This is a genomic window from Candidatus Pelagibacter sp. PS_02, assembly GCF_059418065.1.
On sequence record NZ_CM182079.1, the window covers coordinates 1,236,589 to 1,262,567 of the forward strand.

Sequence of the window (25,979 nt, forward strand, 5' to 3'; positions counted from 1 at the left end):
AATTATATGTCAGAAAAATATCTTATTTTTGGTGCGACAGGTTCTGTGGGTTCCAGCTTAGCTGAACAATTGAAAAATTCAGGAAATGATATTCATCTAATAGCAAGAAATGAAAATGAAGTTAAAACTATTGCAGAAAAATTAGGCTGCACTTATACGGTTGCTGACGTTTTAGAAGAAGGATTTATAGAAAAAGTAAAATCAGACATTAGTGAAATTAAGGGTATCGCTTACTGTGTGGGATCTATTGATTTAAAACCATTAAGGATGGTTACAGAAGCAGACATGAATAAATGTATGAAACTAAACCTTTATTCAGCTATTGAAGCGATAAAAGGATTTCAAGAAAGTTTAAAAAAGAACAAAGGCTCAGTTGTTTTATTTTCAACTGTTGCTGCTCAAAGAGGTTTTACTAATCATACAATTATTGCTTCTGCTAAGGCTGCAGTTGAGGGACTAACTGTTACACTGGCTGCTGAGTTTGCTCCACATATTAGAGTAAATTGTATTGCACCCAGTTTATCAAAATCTAAAATTGCAGAACCAATGTTAAAAAATCCTGCAATTGCAGAAGGAATTGCTAAAGCTCATCCTCTTAAAAGATTGGGTGAAGGAAAAGATTCTGCGGCGCTTGCAAAATTTTTAATTACTGAAGAGAGTTCTTGGATTACTGGACAGATAATAGCTGTTGATGGTGGTAGATCAAAACTTTCTTAAAGTGAAAAAATATTTTTTATTAGTAATTTTTTTTCTTTTCTTTGCTTCAAAAAGCTATTCCAATAATTATACATTCACTAAAATTATAGAGTTAGATGAACCTTGGGGATCATCCTTTATTAACAATGATGAAATCATTATTACTGAAAAAAGTGGAAAAATTAAAATTGTTAATATTATTTCAAAAGAAGTTACAGAGATTAAACATAATCTTAATTTTTTAGAAGTCGGCCAAGGTGGGTTATTAGATATTATTCATCAAGATAATGCTCTGTGGATTTCTTATTCAGAAGATAGGGGAAATTTAAAAACAAGCACGTCAATTGCAAAAGCACAATTAAACAAACAAGAATTAAATTTTAAAAATATTTTTCAAGCAAACCCTCCTATAGATTCTGGTTATCATTTTGGTTCAAGATTAGCGATTAAAGATAATTATATTTATGCATCAGCTGGTGAAAGAGGCCAAGGTATGATTGCCCAAGATCCCACAAAACATCCTGGTAGTATTATTAGAATTCATACTGATGGTCGTATTCCTAAAGATAACCCAAAGTTTACTGGTAAACCAGATTGGTTGCCTGAAATTTATCAAATAGGTGTTCGTAATCCACAAGGTTTAACACTCTCTGATTATGATGGAAAAATATATTTAAGTAATCATGGAGCAAGAGGTGGTGATTGGTTTGGAGAAGCTAAAAAAGGAGAAAATTATGGATGGAAAATTTTAGGCTGGGGTGGAAAAAATTATTCTGGAATTCCTATTGGCCCAAAATGGAAGCTAGGTTTTACTAAAGCAATTCAATATTGGGTACCTTCCATAGCTACAAGTGCTATTACAATTTACAAAGGAAATGAGTTTAAAGAGTGGAATGGGCATGCGCTAATTACTTCTTTAAAAGATAGATCTTTAAGAAAACTAATATTTAATGATCCAACTAATGTGAAAGAAGATGTTATATTTAAAGATAATGTTGGAAGAATAAGAGATATTCAAGTTCATCCATCTAATGGTAAAATATTTTTCTTAAGTGAAAATGCTTTATGGTTAATGGAAAAAAAATAATCTTAATTAGATAATATATTTTTTAATGAATTTATCTCTCCAATTTTAAAGATTACAGCATCACCTTTTTTAAAACCATACTCCTCAGCACTAGCTTTAAATCTTACTGGTGGTTCCATAATAGGTTCCAGCGATAAAACAAAAGTTCCCCAGTGTGTTCCCATAACCTTTTTACTTCTTAAATCTTTTGCTACATTTAAAGCTTCTTCTGGTGTTGTGTGATAAATCGATTTATCAAACATAGGCTTAAAGTCATAAGCTCCAATATTAATCATTGTTAAATCAATTGGACCATATTTTTCACCTAATTCTTTGTAAATATTTCCATAGCCAGTATCGCAAGCAAATAAGATTTTTTTACCCCTATATTCAATTAAGAAATTGCCCCAGAGTGTTTTGTTCATATCTGTAAGGCTTCTCTTCGACCAATGGACAGCTGGGAGTAATGTTACTTTCAGATCATCATTAACTTGAATTTCCTCATACCAATCCATTTCATTTACATCTTTAAATTTATTTTTTGTAAAGTATTTTCCAAGATTTAGTGGTGCCAAAACTTTTGTATTCTTGAACGGATATTTTCTAATGGTTCCCATATCTTGATGATCATAGTGATTATGTGTTAATAACAATAAATCAGTCTTTGGAATTTCATTTAAATTTAAGGCAGGCTCAGTAAATCTGTCTGGGCCAAAAATTAAAGGTCCCGCATTTTTTGAAAACACTGGATCAGTTATAATTGTTGTATCTCCAAGTTTAATTAAGTAAGTAGCATGACCAATCCAAGCAATATAATCTTCATTTTTATACTTTTCTAAATCAGATAAAACTTTTTCTTTATCAACAACGTGTTCTTTAGGGACCGTCATGTCTATTTTCTTTTTCAATTTAATGAATTGTGTGTAAGAAAACTTCGCTTGACTAGTTCTAACAGGTGATCCTTCTGGATTTCTAAAAGTTCCATCTGGTAAATGATGATAAGGTTTTTTTTCCATAGCAATTAGTGATGAGTTATATGCAATAATTATAAATATAAAAATTATAAATTTTGCCACCTATATTGATATTTTTATTTTTGAGATCTTTTAAAACACTCAATAGTATTTTTTAACAAGCAGGCAATAGTCATTGGCCCTACTCCACCTGGAACAGGTGTTAAAGCTCTTGCAACTTTTGAAACTTCTTCGAATGCAACGTCACCGACAATACCTTTTTCAGTTTTATTAATCCCAACATCTATTACAATTGCATCTTTTTTAACCCAGTCCGCTTTCACAAGCTCTGGAATGCCAACAGCAGCAACTATAATATCTGCCTCCAAGCATTCTGCTTTTAAATCTTTAGTCTTTGAATGAGTAATTGTTACTGTGCAATTTTCTTTTAAAAGTAACTGCGCCATTGGTTTACCGTTTAAATTTGATCTACCAATCATAACAGCTTTTTTTCCACTCAAATTTGGTTCAATTTTTTTAATCATTAAATAACATCCTAAAGGAGTACAAGGAACTGAGCTTTCATAGCCTGAAGAAAGATTTCCAACATTCATTGGGTGAAACCCATCAACATCTTTTCCTGGTAAAATAGTTTCAATAACTTTTTGCTTATCGATATGTTTTGGTAAAGGTAGTTGAACTAAAATTCCTGAAATACTTTCATCTTTATTTAATTCTTCAATTTTATCTAATACTGTTTTTTCCTCCACAGCTTCAGGGTATCTAATTACTTCAGATTTTAACCCTACCTCATTCGCAGCTTTCTCTTTCATACGAACATAAATTTGACTAGGGGCCATTTCTCCAATTAAAATAACTGTAAGCCCAGGAATTTTATTGTGTTTAGCTTTTAGCTCTACGACCTCTTGTCTTAATTCTTCTCTAAGTTCAGCTGCTATTTTTTTTCCATCTATTAAAATCATATGTTCCCCTAAAAAATCATTGGCGCGATGTACAACTTCATACACATTTCTATAAACCAAATCAATAAAAGTAATATAACTGGTGAAATATCTATTGATCCTAAATTAGGTAAAAAACTTCTTATTTTATTAAGTGCAGGATTTGTTAATCGATAAGTCACCTCTAAAATAGAATAAACAAATCTATTTTGAGTATTTAAAACATTAAATGCGACAAGCCAGCTGATAACTACATTTGCAATTACCACATAAGAATAGAGCTTTAATATTTGAAGAACCAAATAAAAAATTGCTATCATTTTTTCTCGATATAAATTGACTGACTTGGGAATGCAAATGAAGCTTTGTTTCCTTCTACTATTTCTTTAATTGCAATCGCTAATCTTTCTTTAACTAAAAGAGAGTCGCTCCAACTGTTGCTGGCCGTAAAACATCTAACTAATAAATCTATTGAGCTATCAGAAAACTTTTCAATTCTTACCGCAACACCAACACTTTGGCTAAAGTCCTCGCTTTTATTAATATAGTTTTCTATTTCTTCTCTTACTTTTTTTAACTGTGCAACAGTGGTATCATATTGAAGAGTAATGGACCATCTTATTCTCCAATTGGTTGTTTCACTAATATTAACTACTGAGTTTTCAGCAAATTGAAAGTTTGGAATTATTGCTAAAGATTTATCAAATTTTCTAATCACTGTTGATCTAAATCCAATTTTTTCAACAATACCTTCAATTGTTCCTTCAACTAAAATCCAATCGCCGATCTTAAATCTTTTTTCAACTAAAACTAAAATTCCTGATATTAAATTTTTAAATAAGTCTTGTGCACCTAAAGCAACTGCAACACCAAATAAACCCAGTCCAGCAATAATTGGTCCAATTTTTATTCCCCAAAGTTCAAGAACAGCCGCTAAGCCTAGAATGAAAATCAAAATTTTTAATGATTTAATAATCCAGCCAATTAACTCTCTAGTTAACATTTTATCTAAACCACTTAAAATATAAGAGATGGGTTCAACAATTTGATGTATCACCCAAAAAATAAAAATAGTTATTAAAGTTCTATTAATTGTATCAATAGCTACTTTACCATCTTCTCCAAAAGACATGTAATAACTTGCAATAAAAAAACCTAGAACAATGGGAAGAAATCTTGCTGGCCCAACCATTGCATGGACGAAAGTGTCATCTAGTTTATTGGTTGTTCTTTTAGAGATACTTTCTAATCTTTTAATAATTACTTTACTGATAATTCCTCTAAAAATTAAAAAAATAAAAAAAATCCCAATTCCAATTAATATTTGAAAAATATCAATACCGTGAATTCCCTTTGACCAAACTGAAAAAAATAAGTCACTAAAATTGTTAAAAATGTCCATAGCTAAATTTTATATAGCAAAAATTCCTCTTCTCCAGGGTTAAAAAGAAAAATTTTTTTCCACTTTATTTCATTAAGAATTGAAGAGGTTTTTTCTCCAATGCACATTAAATTAGTATTCATCCATAAGGTTTCTAGCTGATAATTTTTAATTACTTTTAAAAAATTAATCGCACTATTTTGCGAATAAATGTAAGTAATTTCAGGCATTTTTAATTTTAGTTTTTCGATAAAGCTTTCATCGTATTTTTCAATTGGGTTAGCTCTGTAATTAATTAATCGTTCTATCGTATACCCACTCGAAATAAGCTCTTTGTCTAAATCACTAGAGATTATTTCTCCACTTATATAAATTAGCTTTCCATCAGAAGGTTTAAAATTTTGCAAGATTAATTCCTTAAGATTACTAACATTTCCTTCAGCTGCAAAAACATTTTGAAAACCAACACTTCTGGCTTTTTTTTCAGTAGCACTTCCAACACAAAAGCATTTTAATTTTTTATCAATGTTCTTAATATCCAAAAATTTAACAGCATTAGCACTGGTAAAAATAATTGCTTTAAACTCCGAATAGTTTGGTGCTTCGTATTTTAAACCTTCAATATTAATTAAAGGTAAATGAGATATTTCATGACCCAATGATTGAAATTTTAATATCATTTCATGACAATCTTCTAGAGGTCTTGTAAATAAAATATGCATATTATTTTTTGTAAGAATTATTAGACATCTTTTTAAGAGTTTTTCCCATCTCTATTCCCAATTCTTCTGCTTTATCTACACTTTCAGATGATTTTAAATAAAATCTTTTACTGCCGTCTAGTGAAAAAAGCTCTACTTCAAGATTAATTTTATTCCCCTCAATATTTGCAAATGCTCCTACTGCTGTTTCACAATCTCCTTCTAAAACCTTTAAAACATTTCTTTCAGCTTTTATTGAGCTATGTGTTGATTGATGATCAACTTGTTTTAATAATTCAATTAAACTTTCATCGTTATCTCTACACTGCAAGGCAATAACTCCTTGTCCAGCACAAGGTATAATTTCTGAAGTAGAAAAAGTTTGAGAGATATTTTGATTTAATCCTAAAGAATCGATTCCAGCATAAGATAAGATAATTGCATCATATAAATTTTCCTTAAGTTTTCTTATCCTTGTATCAACGTTTCCTCTAATTAATTTACAATTAAGATCATCTCTTATTTTTTTAATCTGAAATTCTCTTCTATATGAGGATGTTCCAATAATTGAATTTGATGCTAAATCTTTTAGATGTTTATTGTCTTTGCTAATTAAAATTTCTCTAGGATCATTTCTTTCTAAAAAACAATCTGTTAACAATCCTCTAGTTTCTTCAGAAGGCATATCTTTTAATGCATGTACCGCTATATCTATTTTTTTTTCTAATAATTCAACCTCTATAGTTTTTGAGAAAAGTCCCTTACCCCCTACTTCTGATAATCTTTTGTCTTGAACTTGATCACCCTTAGTTACAATTTCTTTAATGATTACTTCTTCAATTCCAAAATCTTTTGAATGTTTGAGAATTTTTTCTCTAGCCTTTTCAGCATAGATTAGTGCTAATTTGCTTCCTCTAGAGCCTATAATAATTTTTCTATTTTTCATTTAATTGCTTTATACTTCATACTTATATTGAGAATGTATTATTAATAAAAACTAATTTAATGAATAAAAAACCCATAATCTTAGGAATTGAATCAAGCTGTGATGAAACAGCGGCCTCTATCATAACTGAAAATGAGCAAGGTATGCCAACAATTTTATCAAGTATTGTTTCAAGTCAGGTGGATGTTCATAAAGAGTTTGGCGGTGTTGTGCCAGAACTTGCCGCAAGATCCCATATGGAAAAAATAGATTTAATCACAAAAAAAGCATTTGATGAAAGTGGAGTAAAAATGGAAGAACTGGATGCAATAGCAGCCACAGCAGGACCTGGTCTTATGGTCTGTCTGTCTGTTGGTTTAAGTTTTGGAAAAGCAATGGCCTCCTCGCTAAATAAACCTTTTATAGCTGTTAATCATTTAGAAGGACATGCATTAAGCCCAAAACTAAATTCTGAATTAAATTATCCTTATTTATTACTTTTAATCTCTGGAGGTCACACTCAATTTTTAAGTGTGCAGGGCTTGGGAAATTATAAAAGATTAGGAACAACTATTGATGATGCTGTAGGTGAAGCCTTTGATAAAACAGCAAAATTATTAGGAATAGAATTTCCAGGTGGGCCACAAATTGAAGTGTATGCAAAAAAAGGTGATCCCAATAAATATGAGCTACCAAAGCCGATTTTTCATAAAGGAGGGTGTAATTTATCATTTGCGGGTTTAAAGACTGCTGTTTTAAAAATATCAAAACAAATAAAAACTGAACAAGAAAAATATGATCTTGCAGCATCTTTTCAAAAAACAATTGAAGAAATACTATATAAGAAAAGTAAAATTGCTTTTGAAGAATTTAAAAAAATGAACACAACAATTAAAAATAAATTTGTAGTTGCAGGTGGTGTTGCTGCAAACAAGAGAATTAGAGAAGTTCTAACTAATCTTTGCAAAGAAGAAGAATTTGAAGCAATATTTCCACCTATTAATTTATGTGGAGATAATGCGGCAATGATTGCAATGGTTGGATTAGAAAAATTTAAGTTAAAACAGTTTAGTGAATTAGATAGTCCTGCAAAACCTAGGTGGCCCCTAGATGCAGATGCTGCTTTTTTAAAGGGTGCCGGAGTAAGACTATGACAAAATATTAGTTAATCTAAAAATAACCGTCATATAAAATCATTAGTAATTATTTCTCATTTGCGATAAAATTAGAGCAAATGATAATCTGGATTGCATCATACCCTAAAAGTGGAAATACTTATTTAAGATCTTTTCTTGCCAGTTATTATTATTCTGAAGATGGAAATTTTAATTTTGACCAACTACTTAAAATCCATCAGTTTCCAAATATTAAATTTTCAAAGTTTGATCCTAAAACAAATGAGGAAGCTAGTAAAAATTGGATGTTTAATCAAAACACTTTTTTTAGTAAAAATAAACTTAATTTAGTTAAAACACACAATTGTTTATATCCGTATGAAGGAAACAATTTTACATCAAAAAATCAAACATTGGGAGCAATATATGTAGTTAGAGATCCAAGAAACTTAATAACCTCACTAACTCATCATTATGTAATTGATTATAAAGAAGCTATAGAAAAAATGTCTGATGAAAATAGTTCTTTATTAGAGAAATCTCATGATAATGATTATAGTAATTTTACTTATTTAAGCTCATGGTCTAATCATTATAAATCATGGAAAAATAATTCTGAATTTAAAACTCTTTTTATTAAATATGAAGATTTAAGAAAAAATAAAATTGAAATTTTTAAAAAAATTATTTTTTTTATTAATGAAGTTACAGGAGATAATAAAAAAATAGATGAACAAAAATTTTATAATTCTATTAAAACAACCAGTTTCTCAAATTTAAAAAATAAGGAGCTCAACGAAGGTTTTGAAGAAAGTGTTTATTCAAAAAAAACTGGTAAAAAAATAAATTTTTTTAATTTAGGGTTTAACAACCGTTGGCAAAAAATTTTACCCCTTGAAATAAAAAATCAAATAAATGAAATATTTAAAAAAGATCTACATGAGCTTGATTATCCATATGTATAATTATTTAAAAAAATTAGATAAATAAATGAACTACTGGTTAATGAAATCAGAACCTGATGTTTGGTCAATTGATCAACAAAAAAAAGCTGGTGCTAAAGGTGCTCCTTGGGATGGAGTAAGAAATTATCAAGCTGCAAAAAATTTAAGAGCAATGAAAAAAGGAGACCTTTGTTTTTTTTACCACTCAAATATAGGCAAAGAAATTGTTGGTATAGTTGAGGTTATTAAAGAAGCTTTTTTAGATAAAACTGACAAAGATGGACGATTTGTAGCTGTTCAAGTAAAGTTTAAAGAAAAATTAAAGAAAAGTGTAACTCTAGAAGAGGTTAAAAAAACCAAGTCTCTTAGCCATTTATCACTTATTAGACAAAGCAGATTATCTGTTATGCCGATAGACTCTAAAAGCTGGAAAATTTTAAATAAGATGAGTAGTATTTAAATAAAAAAAATTCATGCCTAAAAAAAAATCATTATCAAAAGTGAAAAAAAAAACTTCAAAAAAAACTAAGGCTAAAAAAAAAGTAAAGCCTTTTAAGAAAAAGGTTTTAAAAAAAATCGAAGAAAAAGAATTAATCATAAAAACTAAACCTGAGTGGGTAAAAAGTGCTCTAGTAAATAAAGCGAAATATCAAAAAAAATACTCAGACTCGATTAAAAAAAATGATGACTTTTGGAAGAATGAGGGGAAAAGAATTACTTGGATTAAACCGTACAAAAAGATTAAAAATATAAAATACAGTAAAAAAGAGGTTAAAATTAAATGGTATGAGGATGGCACATTGAATGCTTCTGCCAATTGTATAGACCGTCACCTTAAAGATAAAAAAGATAAAACCGCTATTATTTGGGTGGGTGATGATCCAAAAGATACTAAAAAAATTTCGTATAAACAATTACATAATGAAGTTTCTAAAGCTGCAAATGGTTTAAGAAAACTAGGAATTAAAAAAGGTGATCGAGTTACAATTTATTTAACTATGATTCCAGAACTTGCAGTAACAATGCTTGCTTGTGCTAGAATTGGTGCGGTTCACTCTATTATTTTTGGTGGTTTTTCGGCAGACTCTATTTCTGGCAGAGTTAATGACTGTGAGTCAGAATACATAATAACTGCTGATGAAGGAGTTAGAGGTGGAAAAACTATTCCACTAAAACAAATTACAGATGAGGCTTTAAGAAGTTGTCCTAATGTCAAAAAATGTATTGTTGTAAAAAGAACTGGAAATAAAGTTAATTGGGTTAAAGGAAGAGATGTTTGGTTTGACGATTTAATTAAAGATATGTCAACTAAATGTGAGCCTGAGGAAATGAATGCAGAAGATCCTTTGTTTATTCTTTACACATCTGGCTCTACTGGAAAACCAAAAGGAGTTTTACATACAACAGGTGGATATATGGTTTATGCATCCATGACCCATCAATATATTTTTAATTATAAACCAAAAGATGTTTATTGGTGTACTGCTGATATTGGTTGGGTAACGGGTCACAGTTATATTGTTTATGGACCACTTGCTAATGGTGCAACAACAATAATGTTTGAAGGAATTCCAACCTATCCAGACAGCTCAAGGTGGTGGCAAATTATTGATAAACACAAAGTTAATATTTTTTATACAGCGCCCACTGCTATTAGAGCTTTAATGAGAGAGGGTGATAAGCCTGTTAAGAAAACCTCAAGAAAATCTTTAAAATTATTAGGGACTGTTGGTGAACCCATTAATCCTGAGGCTTGGATGTGGTATTATAAAACAGTTGGAAATTCTAAATGTCCAATTGTTGATACATGGTGGCAAACTGAGACAGGTGGAATTTTAATTAGCCCTCAAACAGGAGCTATGAATTTAAAACCTGGTTCTGCAAGTAAACCCTTTTATGGAATTAAGCCCTCTATAGTTGATAAAGATGGTAAAGAAATCAAAGGAGCTGGTGAAGGAAGATTGTGCATTTCTCAATCTTGGCCTGGTCAAATGAGAACTGTTTATGGTGATCATCAAAGATTTATTGATACTTATTTTTCTCAGTTTGATGGAAAATATTTCACAGGTGATGGTGCTAAAAGAGATAAGGATGGCTATTACTGGATAACTGGCCGTGTAGATGATGTAATTATTGTCTCTGGTCATAACCTTGGAACTGCCGAGATAGAAAGTGCTTTTGTTGCTCATCCAAAAGTTGCTGAAGCTGCTGTGGTTGGATATCCACATGATATTAAAGGTAACGGCCTATATTGTTATGTAACTCTAAATGTTGAAGAGAAATCAGATTTAGATCTTGAAAGAGATTTAAAGCTTTGGGTAAGAAAACAAATCGGTGCACTAGCGACACCTGACATTATTCATTTCTCACCTGGACTTCCAAAAACAAGGTCTGGAAAAATTATGAGAAGAATTTTAAGAAAAATTGCAGCTAATGAACATGACCAATTAGGGGATACAACAACTTTAGCTGATCCAAGCGTTGTGCAAAGTTTGGTGGATAATAGAAAGAATATTTAAAATTCTATTAATTTCTCAAATTCTTTTTTAATAATATCCCATTTCAATATCATAGAATTCAATACGATTTTTCGATCTAAAGTTTTAAGCTCTTCAGCTATTGGGGCCCATTCGTATAATGACAAAGCACTTGGATTAAAGGGTAAATCTTTATAATAAATTTCCCAGTTTATATTTTGAAGTCTTTCATTAAAAGTTTTTTTTGCTTCCTCAATAATATCAAGTGGCATCTTATTAGAAATCTCATCATCTAAAATTTTAGAAAAAATTTCTTTAGACTGGTCAAGGTTTTGATAATTAAAATTAACTTTTAAATAAGAAAACGTAAATAATGTCAGATCCTGTAAAGCAACAGAATAAATATTCCATCTGGCAATATCAAGAGATGCCATGAACACGTCATTGTCAAAATGAAGAACATACCTTGTTCCCATCCTGGTTTTTAAATAACTATATAAAGTTACTTGTGTTACCCAAGCAGATTTTGTTTGAATAAAGTGTTCAAGCTCATCTAAATTCTTAATTTTTTTCTTTGGAATAAAAGCCCTAAACATGGCAAACAAGTAAACTTTAAAATCATCAAACGATATGTCTTTCCAAGAGAGTTTATATTTTTGCATAAAAATTCATATATATGGTCATTATACCTTAAAAAAGTAAGTAAATAAGCACCTAATATGAACAATTTTAAGTCTTTTAAAAACTTACAGAATGGTTATGGTTTAGGGTAGTTATAACTAAAAATAGAGAGGTATAAATGTCAAACGCAACAAAACACTGGGAAAAGACTAGATCATTGTTATTCGTAACACTGGCTATTTGGTTTGTTTTCTCAATCGGCATCTTCCTTTTTGCAGCTGAAATGAATGAGGTTACAGGACCTTTCGGTTATCCATGGACATACTGGTTTACATGTCAAGGATCTCTTGGAATTTTTGTAATTTTATGTTTCTGGTTTGCTAATAGGCAAGAGAAAATCGATGAAGAATTTGGCTTCAACGAAAGGGGAGATCAATAATGATTAAAGGTAAATTTATAGACAATTTGCCAAAAGTTTACGGAATCTATACAGGAGGTTTTATAGGTTTCATAATCTTAATGGCAATTGGTGAGCAGATGGGTATGACTGCTAAAGCAATAGGTGTTGCTTTTGTAGCCTTTACAATATTCATCTATGCATTGATCGGTTATCTATCAAGAACAGCTCAAGCAGACGCATATTACGTGGCTGGAAGACAAGTGCCCACTGTATTCAATGGAATGGCGACGGCGGCAGACTGGATGTCTGGTGCTTCATTCGTTGCAATGGCAGGTGGTATTTACTTCAAAGGCTATGGATATATGGCTCTACTTGTCGGTTGGACTGGTGGTTACATATTAGTTGCAACTTTATTAGCACCATACTTAAGAAAATTTGGCTGTTACACAGTTCCAGATTTTGTAGGTACAAGATACGGTGGTAATTTAGCTAGACTATGTGCAGTAATAGTTTTAACTGTTGCTTCATTTACGTATGTGACTGCACAGATAAACGCTACAGGTACTATTGCATCTGTTGCTCTAGATATCGACTTTAAATACGCTGTATATATTGGACTAATAAGTATTTTACTTTGTTCAATGTTAGGGGGTATGAGAGCGGTAACTTGGACACAGGTTGCACAATATATCGTACTAATTATAGCTTACTTGCTTCCAATTTTTTGGATCAGTAACAAAATGGGTGCAGGTTTCTTCCCTCACTTTATGTTAGCTGATGAAGTAGCTAGAATTGGTGAGTTAGAACAACAGTTTGGTTTTGTTAAAAACTCTGCTGCTGATCTAGCAACGGTACCTAAAGGGTTAGCTGGAATAACTAAAGCACACTCTGCAGTAAATGCAACGCCTTGGGCATTTATTTCATTAGCATTGGCGATGATGATGGGAACAGCTTCATTACCGCACGTGATGATGAGATACTTTACTACTCCAAGCGTTAAAGCAGCTAGAAAATCAGTTGGTTGGTCGTTATTCTTTATCTTCCTTCTGTATTCTTCTGCACCAATGTTAGCAACACTATCTAAACTATCGTTGATCGATCCAACACTACCAACAGGTATTATTGGTAAATCATTTGCTGAAGTTCAATCAATAGATTGGTTCCAAAACTGGAATCAAGCAAACTTGATGTTCATCAGTGACTTTAACGGCAATGGAACTCTTGAGTTAAACGAGTTTTTCATGGGTGGTAAAGCGGTTGTGTTAGCAACACCAGAAATAGCTGGATTACCTTATGTAATCTCAGGACTGGTTGCTGCTGGAGGTATGGCTGCTGCCATGTCAACAGCTGATGGTTTGATTCTAGCAATTGCAAATGCGATCTCTCATGACGTTTATTACAAAATGATTGATCCAAAAGCAGAGACTGCAAAAAGACTTCTTGTTGCAAGGGTATTACTTGTAATAATTGGTTTTGCTGGAGCAACTATTGCGGCAATGGAGATCCAAGGTATCTTAGGTTCAGTGATCTGGGCTTTTGACTTTGCGATGTCTGGATTGTTCTTCCCACTTGTACTTGGTGTATGGTGGAAGAGAGCTAACAGAGAAGGTGCTATTGCTGGTATGGTTTTAGGTCTTGGTTCTGCTATTTGGTACCTTGTATGGGTAAGAAATGGTGGAAGTGGGTTCTTAGGACTTACTCAGCTAACATTTGGTATCTTCGGAGCAGCTGTTAGTTTTGTTTCAATGGTTGTAGTGAGTTTAATGACTCAAGAACCAGATAAAACAATTCAAAAAATGGTTGATGAAGTTCGTATACCAAGTGGTAAAACTGTTACTGGTAAGTAGAACTAATAAACTTTAATTTTAAGGGGCGATTAATTTCGCCCCTTTTAATTTAATCTCATTTCTAATATAACTCATTAAATGTCAGCAAACTTCCATCCCTTAATTTATTTTATAGATTACTTATTTGGTATGATTATGTGGACTTTAATAGGAAGAGTTGCGATGAATATTTTTCAAAAAGAAGACTCAGAGTTCTTTTTTATGAAGATTTTTGTCAAATATACCGATCCACTAATAAAAATTTTTAAACCAATAACCCCTTCTTTCATTATAGGACCTCTGGTACCATTATATGTAGCATGGTTCTTTTATATGATTAGATTTTACTTTATGCCATGGGTCTTAGGTTATTCTGTAATGGGAATGTTGTCATTTCCTCTAGAAAGTGAAATTTCTAAACAAATTTATCAATTATTTAATTCAATTAAATTTTAAAAATTGATACTAGTAGAGCTAGCAATCAATGAAAAAAATACAAATATCCCCTTCAATTTTATCTGCTGACTTTAGTCAATTAAGAAATGAAATAAAAAGACTTGAAGAAGGTGGTGCAGATATGATCCATGTGGATGTGATGGATGGTCATTTTGTTCCTAATTTAACCATGGGTCCACCAATCATAAAATCATTAAGAAAATTTACAAAACTACCATTTGATGTTCATTTAATGATTTCACCCGTGCATAAGTATATTAAAGATTATGCAGACGCAGGTGCAGATATTATTACTATACACCCAGAAGCAACTGAAAATTTAGCAGTCTCTATTAACCATATTAAAAGTTTAGGAAAAAAAGTAGGGGTTTCTTTAAATCCAGAAAGTAAAATTAATTTAATAACTGACTTATTAAATCAGATAGATTTAGTTTTAATTATGAGCGTAAACCCTGGATTTGGAGGACAAAAGTTTATGCCAGAAGTTTTAGAAAAAATTAAAGAATTAAAAAAAATAAGAGATCAAAAAAATATAGATTTTGATATCGAGATTGATGGTGGAATCAATTTTGATAATAATAAACTAGCAATAGAAGCTGGAGCAAATATTTTAGTTTCTGGGACAACTATATTTAAAAATAACAATGGAGATATAAAAAAAAATATAGACCTTTTAAAATCAAGTTAGAATAATGATTTTAAACAATTCATTTAGTCTTATTAAAAAAAAAATTCGTCACTTTTATTTAAACTCCTATCTATATAATAAAAAAATTACACCCTCTTCTATTGAGTTACTAGAATATCAGCCAAGCCCTAGCTTGTTAGATGGCCTTATAAAATATGATAAAAAAAAGATTAACATAGAAAATTATTCGTTAAATGAAATTTGGGATAATCCAAATTTAAAAGAAAAAGACCAACAAAATTTAAACAGTTTTTTTTGGCTATTTAGCCTAGATCTTAGATCTTCAAAAAAAGATACTCAAAATGTCATTAATCAATGGATTAATACAAATGACAGGTACAACTCTAAAAATTGGAAAATTGATATAATTGGAAAAAGAATAATAGCTTGGATTTCAAATTCTAGGCTTACCTATGAAGATGGCAATATAGATTATAAAGACAAGTTTAACGGCACTATAAAGAAGCAGATCAATCACCTTATTAATGAAATTGAAACCTCTGAATTAATCGATAATAAAATTATAGGGTGTGCAGCTATCATTTTAACTGGTCTATCGTACCCTCAAAATAATAATTATTTAAATACTGGGTTAAGTTTACTAAAAAAATTAGCCAAATATTCATTGGATAATGATGGCTTTCCAAAATCAAGGAATATTAGACAGTTAAGTTTTTACTTAAAATATTTTATATTAATTAGGGAATGGTTCAAAGAATCTCAAAATGAAATACCAGATTTTATAAATGAAAATATATATTATTTAGGTCAGGCTTACGCTTTTATTTGGCAAAACAATAAAATAGATTTTCTCTTTAATGGTAATCATAAAACAAATAACCATAATTTTGACCTTTATTTAAAAAGACTTGGATATAATTTTAAAAATCAAAATAATGAGCTGGGTGGCTATGTTGTCCTTAATAATAAAAAAAATTCTTTAATAATGGATATTGGATCGAGCCCAAATAAAAAATTATCTTCAGATTATCAAGCTGGTGCTTTATCTTTTGAGATTATATCAAATAATAAAAAATTAATTAGTAATTGTGGTTATTTTCAAAAAATTGATCATCAATTAAATGAGATATCTAAGTCAAGCGCAGTCCATAGCACACTAATTTTAGATGATAAATCCTCTTGTAATTTTAACAAAGTAAGAGGTAAAAAATCTAAAATTAATCAAGAATTAAGAATATTAAAAAAAAAAGTAGTATTTGAAAAAAATTATTGGAAAATTAATGCTTCTCATGATGGCTATTCAAAACCACTTGGTATTGTTCATGATCGAGAAATAGAATTTTACCCAGAACAATTAAAATTCATTGGCCATGATAAAATTATTTCTAACAAGGGTATTAAAAACTTAAAATTTGATATTAGATTTCATTTGGAGCCAAATATTCGATTAATGAAAACTCAAGATGAAAAATCAATACTTATTGATCTTGATGGAGAAGGTTGGAAATTTAGCTCAGAAAATTCTAAGATAAATATTGAAGAAGGGTTATATTTTGGAGAAAAAAATTCTTTTACAAATAATCAAAATATATTTATTTCAGGAATGACTAATGAAGAAAATCAAACTATAAGATGGGAAATCACAAAATTATAATGAAAAAAATAAAAAAAGCTCTTATTTCAGTATCTGATAAAAAAGATTTAGGCAGTCTTTTAAGAGTTTTAGCGAAATACAAAATTGAATTAATTAGCTCTGGAGGCACCTTTAAAGAAATAAAGAAACTTAAATTTAAATGCCAAGAAGTTTCAGAGTATACTGGTTCACCAGAAATTCTTGGTGGAAGAGTTAAAACGCTACACCCAAAAATTCATGCTGGTATATTAAGTAAAAGAAACGACAAATCTCACACTAAAGAACTAAAAGCTAATCAATATGATGAAATTGACCTTGTTATTGTTAACTTTTATCCTTTTGAAAAAACTTTAGATCAAACAACCAATCATTCAAAAATAATAGAGAATATTGATGTTGGAGGTCCCACTATGGTTAGGGCAGCTGCCAAAAACTATAACGATGTTACTGTTATTACATCCTCAGATCAATATGAAACCTTAATTAATGAATTGGAAAATAATAAAGGATCAACATCTATTGAATTTAGAGAAAAGATGTCTTTAGAGGCCTTTTCTGAAACAGCTTATTATGATGCTGTAATTTCTAACTATTTTAATAAAATTAAAAAAAACAATTTTCCCAAAAAAAAAATTATTTATGGAAATTTAATTGAAAAATTAAGATATGGTGAAAATCCACATCAAGAAGCTGCCATTTATTCTAAAACTCAAAATCTTAATATTAAACAAATTCATGGTAAGCAGTTAAGTTATAATAATTATAATGATATTTTTTCTGCATTAACAATATCAAAATCTTTACCAAAAAACTCCGGAACCGTTATAGTTAAACATGCTAATCCTTGTGGTGTTTCGATTAATAAAAATAGTTTGAAAAGTTATAAATTGGCTCTTGCTTCTGATCCAGTTAGCGCTTTTGGAGGAATAGTTTCTTGTAATTTCAAAATAAATAAAACTCTAGCATTGGAGCTTAATAAAATTTTCTTAGAGGTTATCATTGCTAATGGTTTTCAAGCTGATGCTTTAAAAATTTTAAAAAAGAAAAAAAATATAAGAATTATTGATGCATCAGAATTTATGATGAAAGATTTAATTAGATTTGGTTCTGTGAATGAATCTATATTAACACAATCTGAGGATTTAAAAGTTTTTGAACCTAAAGATTTTAAAGTTGTTTCAAAACTAAGACCAAATAAATCTCAATTAAAAAATTTAATTTTTGCATTTAATGTTTGTAGATATGTAAAATCAAATGCAATTGTTCTTGCAAGCCAAGAAGCAACTGTTGGTATTGGCTCAGGGCAACCTAGTAGACTTGATAGCTGTCAAATTGCTATAGATAAAATGAATAAATTTCAAAACTTAAAAGAAGATATTGTGGCAGCCTCTGATGCATTTTTTCCATTTGTTGATGGTATTGAAAAATTAGTACAATCAGGAGTTTCAGCTGTAATACAGCCTTCTGGATCAATTAGAGATAAGGAGATAATAAAATTTGCAAACCAAACTGGTACTATTTTAGTTTTCTCTAAAACAAGACATTTTAGACATTAAAAATTTGATCAATTTTTGCTGCTAAAATAAAATCATTTTCTGACAATCCTTCAATAGCATGAGTAGTAATTATAATTTTAGCATATCCCCAACCAAAAGAAATATCTGGATGATGATTTTCATTTTCAGATATTTCACCAACTTTATTTATAAAATTTTGACTATTAACAAAATTCTTAAAAATAAAATTTTTCTCTAAAAAATATATTTCTTTTGTATTTTTTTTAACATCCCAACCATCAACTTTTTTTTGATATTTATGAATTTCACTAATATCAAAAGGTAAAATTCCACCCTCACATGGTACACATTTTTTATTAAGTAAATCACTCATTGATTAATATGTTTTAAAATTTTGGAGCGGGTCAAGGGAATCGAACCCTCTACCTAATCGTTGGCAACGATTCGCTCTACCAATGAGCTAGACCCGCTTATAAAAGACACTATAAATAGATGGTTTTTTTAGTTCAATCAATAATAAAGTGTTTCATTGGTATATAGATTTTCAAAAATTTGCTAAAAGAAAGAATGAAAAAACAAGATTTACCAAAAACTATCCCTGTATTTCCATTAAGTAACTTTATTATATTTCCTCATACAACAGTTCCATTAAATATATTTGAACCAAGATATATTGAAATGATTAATGATAGTATGAAAACAAACAAGATGATTGGTTTGATTCAACCAAAAAATAATGATGATAGTTCAATCCCTGGTCTTCATAAGGTTGGCTGTTTAGGTAAAATAACCAATTTTAAAGATACATCAGATGGCAGATATATGATTGATCTAAATGGTATAACGCGGTTTGAAGTAACTAAAGAAATTAAAAGTTCAAAACCTTATCGTATTTGCGAAACTACTTATGATAATTTTGAGCTAGATTTAACTTCTGAAAAAAAGAAATTAAAACTTTCTGATCTAGAGCCAATATTTAAAGATTTAAAATTATTATTTGAAAAAAAAGGATATATTATAAATTGGAAATCTTTAGAGAAACAAGATTTGAATGAAACGATAAATGCTCTAGCAATGGCATCTCCTTTTTCACTAGAAGAGAAACAAATTTTATTAGAAAGTAAGAATTTAGAAGCAAGAAAAGATAAAATTTCTGAAATACTGAGTACTTACAGTTTTGATGATTTTCACAATACAACTATTCAGTAGACTTAAAAATTTATTCCTACATCAGCTAGTTTAATAAAATAATTATTTAGATTTTTATTTTTTCCAATGTTTTTAATAATTTTGCTAAAGCTTTTATTTTGAACTTTTTTATCTAAATTGAAAGATTCATAAATTAAGTCTATGGCTTTAGAAAAAACAAAGTTTTTATCCTTCGTTTTTTTTTCAAATTCATCAAATATTTGTGAATCTAATTGCATACCCAATTCAATTTTGTCTTCAATAATTTTAGTTAGAATTCTAAGATCTCGTATTGTCATATTAAATCCCTGTCCTGCTAATGGGTGCACTCTGTGAAGCATGTCTCCAAAAGCTAAGATATTTTTATGATAATAGTTTCTTAAATTTGAAGAACTCAACTCAAAACTATTTAATTTATCAATTTTGTTAATTAGATATTTGGGGTTATTTTTATTAATTAAATCTATTACATCGCTATTATCAAATTTTTTATTCTTAATATCCATTGAGTATACTACAGATGTTTCGGTGCTAGAGATTGGTAAAAATGCAATTGGACCTTGCTTTGTAAAAATTTGAGTTGCTGTATTATTCTCTATTTTTTTATGTTTTAAAATAGTGGTATAAGCAAGATTATAATAATTTTTACTAATTTTTTTTGTAAAGTACTTTTTCGCTAAAAAATTATTTGCATCACAATTTATTATTAAATCATATCCTTTTTTATTTAAAAACTCCTCATTTATATTTTTGCTTAATATTATTTTTTTAAAAAATTTATTTTTAATAAGGTTACTATTTAACGATTTTAGAAGCTCATCATTTTTTATAATATAAAATAGATCATTTTTATCATTTTCAAATTTTAATAAATTTTCTGTATCAATTTTATCAGTATAAATTTCTATTCTATTTATTTTCCAGTAATTATTTTTTGAAATTTGAAAAATTTTTTCTTTGAAAAATTCAAAATTACTTTTGGATATTCCTATTGTTCTATTGGAGGAAAAATTACTATTTTTACTCTTATAATAATAATGAACATTTATTTTTTTATTTATAAGGCTTTTAGCTAAAGATAGAGCAGTTAGACCTTCACCAATAATACAAACATTCATAATAATTTTAATTTTAACAATAAAAATTAGATGATACAAAGTGATTAATTAGACTCATTTATTTATGGAATTTAAAAAATTAGCCAACAATACAATTAATTTCGGTATAAACAGAATTATAGAAACTGCTGGAATTGCTTTTGTTATAATTGGTCTTCTTTTGTTGGTTTCCCTTGCAACTTTTTCTCCCGATGACCCTAATTTTATTTTCCCAGATAATACAGAAATTAAAAATTTGCTTGGTTTTAATGGAAGTTACACAGCTGATCTTTTTTTTCAAACCTTTGGACTCATTTCTTTATTAATTCCATTTACGCTCATATTTTCTGGCATAAATATAGTTCTGAATAAGAAAATTTTTTTGATATTTGAAAGTATTTTTTATTCAGTTCTTTATTCTTCATTTGGTTCTTTATTTTTTTCTTTTTTTTACCCTACTGCCTTCAACCTTTATATTAATGGAAATGGTGGTTTTATTGGAAAATATTTAGAAACAACTTTTTTAACTTCTTTAATTAATATTAATTCTCAAATTTCTTATTACTTTTTAATTTTAATTATTTTAGTTTTATTTTTAATTAGTATTCATTTTAAAATTATTTATTTTTATAAATTAATAAAAAAACTTTTTAAATTAATCTTTATAAAAAAAGAAAAGAGTTATACTAATGAAAATGAGATAATTAGTGAATTTATACCACAAGAAGAAATTACAAATTTAATTCAAGAAGATTTACCTTTTATAAAAAGTGAAAATAAATCTCCAAGTAAAAAAATTCGCTTCAAACTACCTACTATCGACTTACTTAAAATCCCAACACAAAAAGATAGGGGAAAACTAAAAGATGAAGATTATATTGATAGTGAATTTTTAGAAAAAATCTTATTAGATTTTGGGGTTAGTGGGGATATAAAGAAGGTTAGTCATGGCCCTGTAGTAACACTAAATGAATTTGAGCCAGCAGCAGGTGTTAAAGTATCAAAAATTATTAATCTTTCAGATGATATTGCTCGGAATACTAGCTCTGAATCTGCAAGAATTGCTACTATTCCAGGACGTAGCACCATCGGTATAGAGCTTCCAAATTCTAGTCGTGAGAATGTTTATTTAAGTGAAATACTCTCTAACTCTGATTTTAATAAAAAAGATATTCGATTACCAATTGCACTTGGCAAGAACATTTCTGGTGTTCCTATTGTTGGAGACTTAGCTTCTATGCCTCATTTATTAATTGCTGGAACTACTGGATCAGGTAAATCTGTTTGTATAAATACTATTATCTTGTCGTTACTCTACAGGCACACACCAGACAAATGTAAGTTCATACTCATCGATCCTAAAATGCTTGAACTATCAACCTATGAAGGCATACCTCACTTATTGTGTCCTGTGATTACTGAGGCAAAAAAAGCTGCTTCTGTCTTAGGTTGGGTTGTTAAAGAGATGGAAAATAGATACCGACTTATGACCAAAGAAGGAGTTCGTAATATTGATGGCTATAATGCTAAGCATACTTTGGCTATGCCCTATATTGTTGTTGTAGTAGATGAAATGTCTGACCTAATGCTTGTTGCTGGTAAAGAAATAGAAAATTATATTCAAAAATTATCACAAATGGCAAGAGCTGCTGGAATTCACATTATAATGGCCACACAAAGACCAAGTGTTGATGTTATTACAGGAACTATTAAAGCAAATTTTCCAACCAGAATATCTTTTCAGGTAACCTCAAAAATAGATAGTAGAACAATTTTAGGCGAACAAGGTGCAGAGCAACTACTTGGCAAGGGAGATATGCTTTATATGTCTTCAGCAAATAGGATCGTTAGAATTCATGCTCCATTTGTATCTGAAACTGAAATTGAAAAAGTTAATAATTATTTAAGAAGTCAAGCAGAGCCAGATTATATAGATGAAATCCTAAATTTCGCTGATGAGAAAGAATTGAGTGGAGAAACTTCTAGCTCTGGAGATAAAGATGAGTTGTACCAGGCTGCACTTGATATCATTAAATCAGAGGGCAAGGCATCTACTTCATTTTTACAAAGAAAATTGCAAATAGGGTATAATAGAGCTGCAAGAATTATTGATATGATGGAAGCTGACGGGGTTGTGAGTAAAGCTAATCATGTTGGTAAAAGAGATGTGCTTTAATGCTTAAAGTAATAATCATCTTATTGTTTTTCAGTTTTTATCTTCCAGGCAACTCATCCCCAAAAGATAAAATAATTTCGCAAATGAAACTTACTAATAATTTAAATTTTAATTTCAAACAAACCATTAATGATAAAAGTGAAGATGGAAAATGTATCATTGAATATCCTAAAAAAATTTTTTGTGTATACAATAATGCTAATAAAAAAATTTTAGTTTCAAATGGAAGTTCTTTAGTTATTGAGACTAATAATAAAGGAAGTTATTATCGTTACCCACTTAACAAAACTCCTTTAGAATTTTTACTAGATAAAGAATATCTAATTTCTAAGATAGAAAAACTGGAACCAAGGGATATCGACAATAAGTATTTAAATTTTAAAATTTTTGAGAATAATAATGAAATTAATATTTTTTTTGATAAGAAAGATTTAAATTTGATTGGATGGCAAACTAAAGATATTTATCAAAATTTATCAATAACATTTATTTCTTCTATCAAAAAAAACCAAGAGATAGATGGAAATATTTTTAAATTACCTGAAAATAATTAATCATCTAATTAAGGTTTCAGACTTAAAATTTTTCATACCTCTAGCTAGATAATTTTTTAACGCATTTTTGTGATCTAGAGAACAAGTGTGAAGCCAAACTCTTACACCACCCATATTAAATGAGCATTTAATTGCCTCACTTAATAAATATCCTCCTAATTTTTTTCCAAAATATTCTTCTAAAATTCCAAAATAAGCAATTTCAGCTTCTTTGCTTTGTTTATTAAATAACAGTTCAAAATAGCCAGCTATTTCACCTTTATCTTTAAGAATGTATGTAAATAACTGATCATTAGAAACATAATCTGTCCATTTTAAATCTGTCCAAATAAGTCTATCAATCCATTGACAATTCTTACCAATGGATTTGTAAAAAAATTTATTTAATTGAAAATCTTTTGGTTCTACAAGCTCTACAGAATAATTCTCTGCAGGCCTCTTAACTTCTTTTAATTCATCTAGAGATCTTATCTCTAAATAACTTCGATAAATTTTTTCTGTCACACAACCATTTTTCCAACTTTTTCTCCTCCAAATAAATGGAAGTGTAAATGTGGAACCTCTTGACCGCCATCTTCACTCAAATTTGTTAAAGCTCTATAACCTTTACCTGTGTCTGTTGAGATATTTAATATTTTCGAAACTTCTGAAATAGCTTTACTTAATGCAACTATCTCTTGATCTGAAGCTCTAGCATTAAAATCATCTAAATCAATGTACTCACCTTTTGGAATAACTAGTGCATGTATTTTTTTTTGAGGACTTATATCATGAAAAGAAAGGACATATTCATTTTCAAATATTTTTTTACAAGGAATTTCTTTTCTCAAAATTTTTGCAAAAATATTATTTTTGTCGTAACTCATTATCTATTATTCTTTTCTTCAATACCTGATTGTTTTTTTCTGCCTTCCAACTCTTTTAAGACGTCTTCAAACTTAATATCAGCTGCTTCAAGTGTAACTAATATATGATATATTGTATCTGCTGCTTCATGAACTATATTAGATTTATCATTTAGGGCCTCTTTTAGTTCATCAAATTCTTCTTCCATTTTATCTATACATTTTGACAGGCCACCTGATAATAATGATGAAGTATAAGATTTATCTTCATCCTTATTTTTTCTGTCTCTAATTGTATTTACTAAATTTAATAGATTTTCTGACATCTCTAAATCCTAACGGGAATTCCTTTTGAATTCAAATATTGTTTAACTTCATTAATAGAATGTGTTTCGTAATGAAAAATTGAAGCTGCTAGTACAGCGCTAGCATTGCCAAGCCTAATACCATCCACAAGGTGATCCAGGTTACCTACTCCGCCAGAGGCAATCACTGGTATATTAACTGTTGAAGATATTTTAAACATTAAATCATTATCATAACCAATTTGGGTGCCATCTCTATCCATAGAAGTAACTAATAATTCTCCTGCTCCATTATCTTCCATTTTTTTTGCAAATTCTATTGCATCTATATTTGAGTTATTTCTTCCTCCATGAGTAAAAACTTCCCATTTATTGCCATTTTTTTTAGCATCTATTGCTACAACAATGCACTGTGATCCAAATTTTTTTGAACTTTCAATTATCATTTCAGGGTTTTGAACTGCCGCAGTATTGATTGAAACTTTATCTGCACCACAATTTAATAATTTATTAATATCTTCAACTCCTCTAACCCCACCCCCAACCGTTAACGGCACAAAACATTTTTTAGACGTTCTTTCAACCACATCATATATTGTGTCTCTATTTTCATTGGAAGCAGTAATGTCTAAAAAACAAATCTCATCAGCACCACCATCACTATAAATTTTAGCTTGCTCAACTGGATCACCGGCATCCTTTAAATCTACAAAGTTAATTCCTTTAACAACTCTCCCATTTTTAACATCTAAACAGGGTATAATTCTATTTTTAAGCATCTAATTCTTTTACTAATTCTTCCAATTTAATATCACCATCATAAATAGCCTTACCAACTATTATTCCTTCAATATTTTTTAAACCTTTTGCTTTTTTAATGTCATCAATTGAAGACACCCCTCCCGAAATAATTACCGGGCAATTAGATACATTTGCAATATTGGTTGTTTCTTCAAAATTAGGACTTTCTTTAGTGCCATCTCTATTTATGTCTGTATAGATTAATCTGCTTGCACCATAATCGTTTACTTCTTTTAAAAAATCTAAAGTCAATTGATTAGAATTTTCCTTCCATCCTGAAACTGACAAGTATCCATCTTTAGCATCTAGACCTAAGGCAATTTTGTTTGGAAATTTTTGACATGCTTCTTTTAAAAAATTTTTATCTTTTATAGCTGCGCTTCCTAAAATAACTTTTTCAACTCCTGCATTTATATATTTTTTAATACTATCAATGCTTCTAACACCTCCACCTACTTCAATTTTTAAATCAAATTTATGAACTATTTCTTTAATAATATCCAGGTTAACTGTCTCTCCCGTTAAGGCGCCATCTAAATCAACAATATGTAAATTTTTAAAGCCATAATCTTTGTATTTACCAGCTTGATCTATTGGTGATATTTCATATTCAGTTTTATTATTAAAGTCCCCTTTAATTAATCTTACACATTTCTTATCTTTAATATCTATAGCTGGAAATATTTTCATA

General features: G+C 29.4%; 29 protein-coding genes and 1 tRNA gene. 15 read left to right on the top strand and 15 right to left on the bottom strand.

Features of this window, described 5'->3' with window-relative positions:
* Window positions 1-6 precede the first annotated feature (6 nt).
* The gene (locus tag AC5SL4_RS06550; protein ID WP_011281617.1) at window positions 7-717 is read left to right on the top strand and encodes an SDR family NAD(P)-dependent oxidoreductase; all 711 of its coding nucleotides are present in this window, start codon (window positions 7-9) and stop codon (window positions 715-717) included.
* Window positions 692-1,783: a PQQ-dependent sugar dehydrogenase gene (locus AC5SL4_RS06555; protein ID WP_494587299.1), complete on the top strand. Its 1,092-nt coding sequence runs from the start codon at window positions 692-694 to the stop codon at window positions 1,781-1,783. The genes AC5SL4_RS06550 and AC5SL4_RS06555 overlap by 26 nt, the downstream gene beginning before the upstream one ends.
* A gap of 2 nt (window positions 1,784-1,785) precedes the next feature.
* On the opposite strand, the gene AC5SL4_RS06560 is transcribed toward AC5SL4_RS06555, so the two are convergent.
* The 6 genes from AC5SL4_RS06560 to hemC are packed head-to-tail and all read right to left on the bottom strand — an operon-like array spanning window position 1,786 to window position 6,705.
* A complete protein-coding gene (locus AC5SL4_RS06560) occupies window positions 1,786-2,838 on the bottom strand; it encodes an MBL fold metallo-hydrolase (RefSeq protein ID WP_494587300.1) in 1,053 nt (350 codons plus the stop codon).
* A gap of 14 nt (window positions 2,839-2,852) precedes the next feature.
* Window positions 2,853-3,698 (bottom strand): bifunctional 5,10-methylenetetrahydrofolate dehydrogenase/5,10-methenyltetrahydrofolate cyclohydrolase, encoded by an 846-nt coding sequence (locus tag AC5SL4_RS06565; protein ID WP_494587301.1) that lies wholly within the window; start codon window positions 3,696-3,698, stop codon window positions 2,853-2,855.
* 8 nt (window positions 3,699-3,706) lie between these two features.
* Window positions 3,707-3,997, bottom strand: a complete 291-nt coding sequence (locus tag AC5SL4_RS06570; protein WP_006997601.1) for a YggT family protein — start codon at window positions 3,995-3,997, stop codon at window positions 3,707-3,709.
* Window positions 3,994-5,079, bottom strand: coding sequence for a mechanosensitive ion channel family protein (locus tag AC5SL4_RS06575; protein ID WP_006997600.1), 1,086 nt, complete (start codon window positions 5,077-5,079; stop codon window positions 3,994-3,996). Before AC5SL4_RS06575 ends, AC5SL4_RS06570 begins: the two co-directional genes overlap by 4 nt.
* 2 nt (window positions 5,080-5,081) lie before the next feature.
* Complete coding sequence (locus tag AC5SL4_RS06580; protein ID WP_006997599.1) at window positions 5,082-5,780, bottom strand: uroporphyrinogen-III synthase; 699 nt, start codon at window positions 5,778-5,780, stop codon at window positions 5,082-5,084.
* Between the two features lies 1 nt (window position 5,781).
* Window positions 5,782-6,705, bottom strand: a complete 924-nt coding sequence (hemC, locus tag AC5SL4_RS06585; RefSeq protein WP_006997598.1) for a hydroxymethylbilane synthase — start codon at window positions 6,703-6,705, stop codon at window positions 5,782-5,784.
* 59 nt (window positions 6,706-6,764) lie between these two features.
* Here hemC and tsaD point away from each other — a divergent pair, with 59 nt between their 5' ends.
* The 4 genes from tsaD (at window position 6,765) to acs (ending at window position 11,262) form a co-directional block, all read left to right on the top strand.
* Window positions 6,765-7,838, top strand: a complete 1,074-nt coding sequence (tsaD, locus tag AC5SL4_RS06590; protein ID WP_006997597.1) for a tRNA (adenosine(37)-N6)-threonylcarbamoyltransferase complex transferase subunit TsaD — start codon at window positions 6,765-6,767, stop codon at window positions 7,836-7,838.
* Between the two features lie 80 nt (window positions 7,839-7,918).
* Entirely contained in the window at window positions 7,919-8,764 is an 846-nt protein-coding gene (locus AC5SL4_RS06595; RefSeq protein WP_006997596.1) for a sulfotransferase domain-containing protein, read from the top strand.
* A 25-nt stretch (window positions 8,765-8,789) separates the two neighbouring features.
* Window positions 8,790-9,203 (top strand): EVE domain-containing protein, encoded by a 414-nt coding sequence (locus tag AC5SL4_RS06600; RefSeq protein WP_006997595.1) that lies wholly within the window; start codon window positions 8,790-8,792, stop codon window positions 9,201-9,203.
* 13 nt (window positions 9,204-9,216) lie between these two features.
* A complete protein-coding gene (gene acs, locus AC5SL4_RS06605) occupies window positions 9,217-11,262 on the top strand; it encodes an acetate--CoA ligase (RefSeq protein WP_494587302.1) in 2,046 nt (681 codons plus the stop codon).
* On the opposite strand, the gene AC5SL4_RS06610 is transcribed toward acs, so the two are convergent.
* Window positions 11,259-11,882, bottom strand: a complete 624-nt coding sequence (locus AC5SL4_RS06610; RefSeq protein WP_006997593.1) for a hypothetical protein — start codon at window positions 11,880-11,882, stop codon at window positions 11,259-11,261. The genes acs and AC5SL4_RS06610 overlap by 4 nt on opposite strands.
* Before the next feature lie 137 nt (window positions 11,883-12,019).
* Between AC5SL4_RS06610 and AC5SL4_RS06615 the strand changes: the two genes are divergently transcribed.
* The 6 genes from AC5SL4_RS06615 to purH all read left to right on the top strand — a co-directional run bounded on the left by AC5SL4_RS06615 (window position 12,020) and on the right by purH (window position 18,361).
* On the top strand, window positions 12,020-12,280 hold the full coding sequence (locus AC5SL4_RS06615; RefSeq protein WP_006997592.1) for a DUF4212 domain-containing protein: 261 nt from the start codon (window positions 12,020-12,022) through the stop codon (window positions 12,278-12,280).
* Window positions 12,280-14,088 carry a sodium:solute symporter family protein gene (locus AC5SL4_RS06620; RefSeq protein ID WP_020168931.1) on the top strand — a complete coding sequence of 603 codons (1,809 nt, stop codon included), beginning with the start codon at window positions 12,280-12,282 and terminating at the stop codon, window positions 14,086-14,088. The genes AC5SL4_RS06615 and AC5SL4_RS06620 overlap by 1 nt, the downstream gene beginning before the upstream one ends.
* A gap of 78 nt (window positions 14,089-14,166) precedes the next feature.
* Entirely contained in the window at window positions 14,167-14,523 is a 357-nt protein-coding gene (locus tag AC5SL4_RS06625) for a hypothetical protein (RefSeq protein WP_006997590.1), read from the top strand.
* A 28-nt stretch (window positions 14,524-14,551) separates the two neighbouring features.
* Window positions 14,552-15,211 (top strand): ribulose-phosphate 3-epimerase, encoded by a 660-nt coding sequence (gene rpe / locus AC5SL4_RS06630; protein ID WP_006997589.1) that lies wholly within the window; start codon window positions 14,552-14,554, stop codon window positions 15,209-15,211.
* Between the two features lie 4 nt (window positions 15,212-15,215).
* A complete protein-coding gene (locus AC5SL4_RS06635; protein ID WP_011281628.1) occupies window positions 15,216-16,826 on the top strand; it encodes a heparinase II/III family protein in 1,611 nt (536 codons plus the stop codon).
* Window positions 16,805-18,361, top strand: a complete 1,557-nt coding sequence (purH, locus tag AC5SL4_RS06640; RefSeq protein ID WP_006997587.1) for a bifunctional phosphoribosylaminoimidazolecarboxamide formyltransferase/IMP cyclohydrolase — start codon at window positions 16,805-16,807, stop codon at window positions 18,359-18,361. The genes AC5SL4_RS06635 and purH overlap by 22 nt, the downstream gene beginning before the upstream one ends.
* Here purH and AC5SL4_RS06645 read toward each other — a convergent pair.
* Both AC5SL4_RS06645 and AC5SL4_RS06650 read right to left on the bottom strand, forming a co-directional pair.
* On the bottom strand, window positions 18,351-18,695 hold the full coding sequence (locus tag AC5SL4_RS06645) for a 4a-hydroxytetrahydrobiopterin dehydratase (protein WP_006997586.1): 345 nt from the start codon (window positions 18,693-18,695) through the stop codon (window positions 18,351-18,353). The genes purH and AC5SL4_RS06645 overlap by 11 nt on opposite strands.
* A gap of 22 nt (window positions 18,696-18,717) precedes the next feature.
* Window positions 18,718-18,792, bottom strand: a tRNA-Gly gene (locus AC5SL4_RS06650).
* A gap of 97 nt (window positions 18,793-18,889) precedes the next feature.
* On the opposite strand from AC5SL4_RS06650, the gene AC5SL4_RS06655 reads away from it, so the two are divergent.
* Entirely contained in the window at window positions 18,890-19,531 is a 642-nt protein-coding gene (locus tag AC5SL4_RS06655; RefSeq protein ID WP_006997585.1) for an LON peptidase substrate-binding domain-containing protein, read from the top strand.
* Window positions 19,532-19,533: 2 nt separating this feature from the next.
* On the opposite strand, the gene AC5SL4_RS06660 is transcribed toward AC5SL4_RS06655, so the two are convergent.
* The gene (locus AC5SL4_RS06660; protein ID WP_230454316.1) at window positions 19,534-20,628 is read right to left on the bottom strand and encodes an FAD-dependent monooxygenase; all 1,095 of its coding nucleotides are present in this window, start codon (window positions 20,626-20,628) and stop codon (window positions 19,534-19,536) included.
* 64 nt (window positions 20,629-20,692) lie between these two features.
* On the opposite strand from AC5SL4_RS06660, the gene AC5SL4_RS06665 reads away from it, so the two are divergent.
* Window positions 20,693-22,783 (top strand): FtsK/SpoIIIE family DNA translocase, encoded by a 2,091-nt coding sequence (locus tag AC5SL4_RS06665; protein ID WP_011281630.1) that lies wholly within the window; start codon window positions 20,693-20,695, stop codon window positions 22,781-22,783.
* Window positions 22,783-23,337: a LolA family protein gene (locus tag AC5SL4_RS06670; RefSeq protein WP_006997582.1), complete on the top strand. Its 555-nt coding sequence runs from the start codon at window positions 22,783-22,785 to the stop codon at window positions 23,335-23,337. Before AC5SL4_RS06665 ends, AC5SL4_RS06670 begins: the two co-directional genes overlap by 1 nt.
* Here the strand turns inward: AC5SL4_RS06670 and AC5SL4_RS06675 are convergent, their stop codons facing one another.
* From AC5SL4_RS06675 to hisA, 5 genes are read right to left on the bottom strand one after another with little or no spacing between them, the layout of a single operon-like run.
* Window positions 23,338-23,841, bottom strand: coding sequence for a GNAT family N-acetyltransferase (locus AC5SL4_RS06675; RefSeq protein WP_006997581.1), 504 nt, complete (start codon window positions 23,839-23,841; stop codon window positions 23,338-23,340).
* Window positions 23,838-24,203: an HIT domain-containing protein gene (locus AC5SL4_RS06680; RefSeq protein ID WP_494587303.1), complete on the bottom strand. Its 366-nt coding sequence runs from the start codon at window positions 24,201-24,203 to the stop codon at window positions 23,838-23,840. The genes AC5SL4_RS06675 and AC5SL4_RS06680 overlap by 4 nt, the downstream gene beginning before the upstream one ends.
* Window positions 24,203-24,508, bottom strand: coding sequence for a phosphoribosyl-ATP diphosphatase (gene hisE / locus AC5SL4_RS06685; RefSeq protein WP_006997579.1), 306 nt, complete (start codon window positions 24,506-24,508; stop codon window positions 24,203-24,205). Before hisE ends, AC5SL4_RS06680 begins: the two co-directional genes overlap by 1 nt.
* 2 nt (window positions 24,509-24,510) lie before the next feature.
* Window positions 24,511-25,266, bottom strand: coding sequence for an imidazole glycerol phosphate synthase subunit HisF (hisF, locus tag AC5SL4_RS06690; protein ID WP_494587304.1), 756 nt, complete (start codon window positions 25,264-25,266; stop codon window positions 24,511-24,513).
* The gene (gene hisA / locus AC5SL4_RS06695) at window positions 25,259-25,978 is read right to left on the bottom strand and encodes a 1-(5-phosphoribosyl)-5-[(5-phosphoribosylamino)methylideneamino]imidazole-4-carboxamide isomerase (protein ID WP_494587305.1); all 720 of its coding nucleotides are present in this window, start codon (window positions 25,976-25,978) and stop codon (window positions 25,259-25,261) included. Before hisA ends, hisF begins: the two co-directional genes overlap by 8 nt.
* Between the last annotated feature and the right edge of the window lies 1 nt (window position 25,979).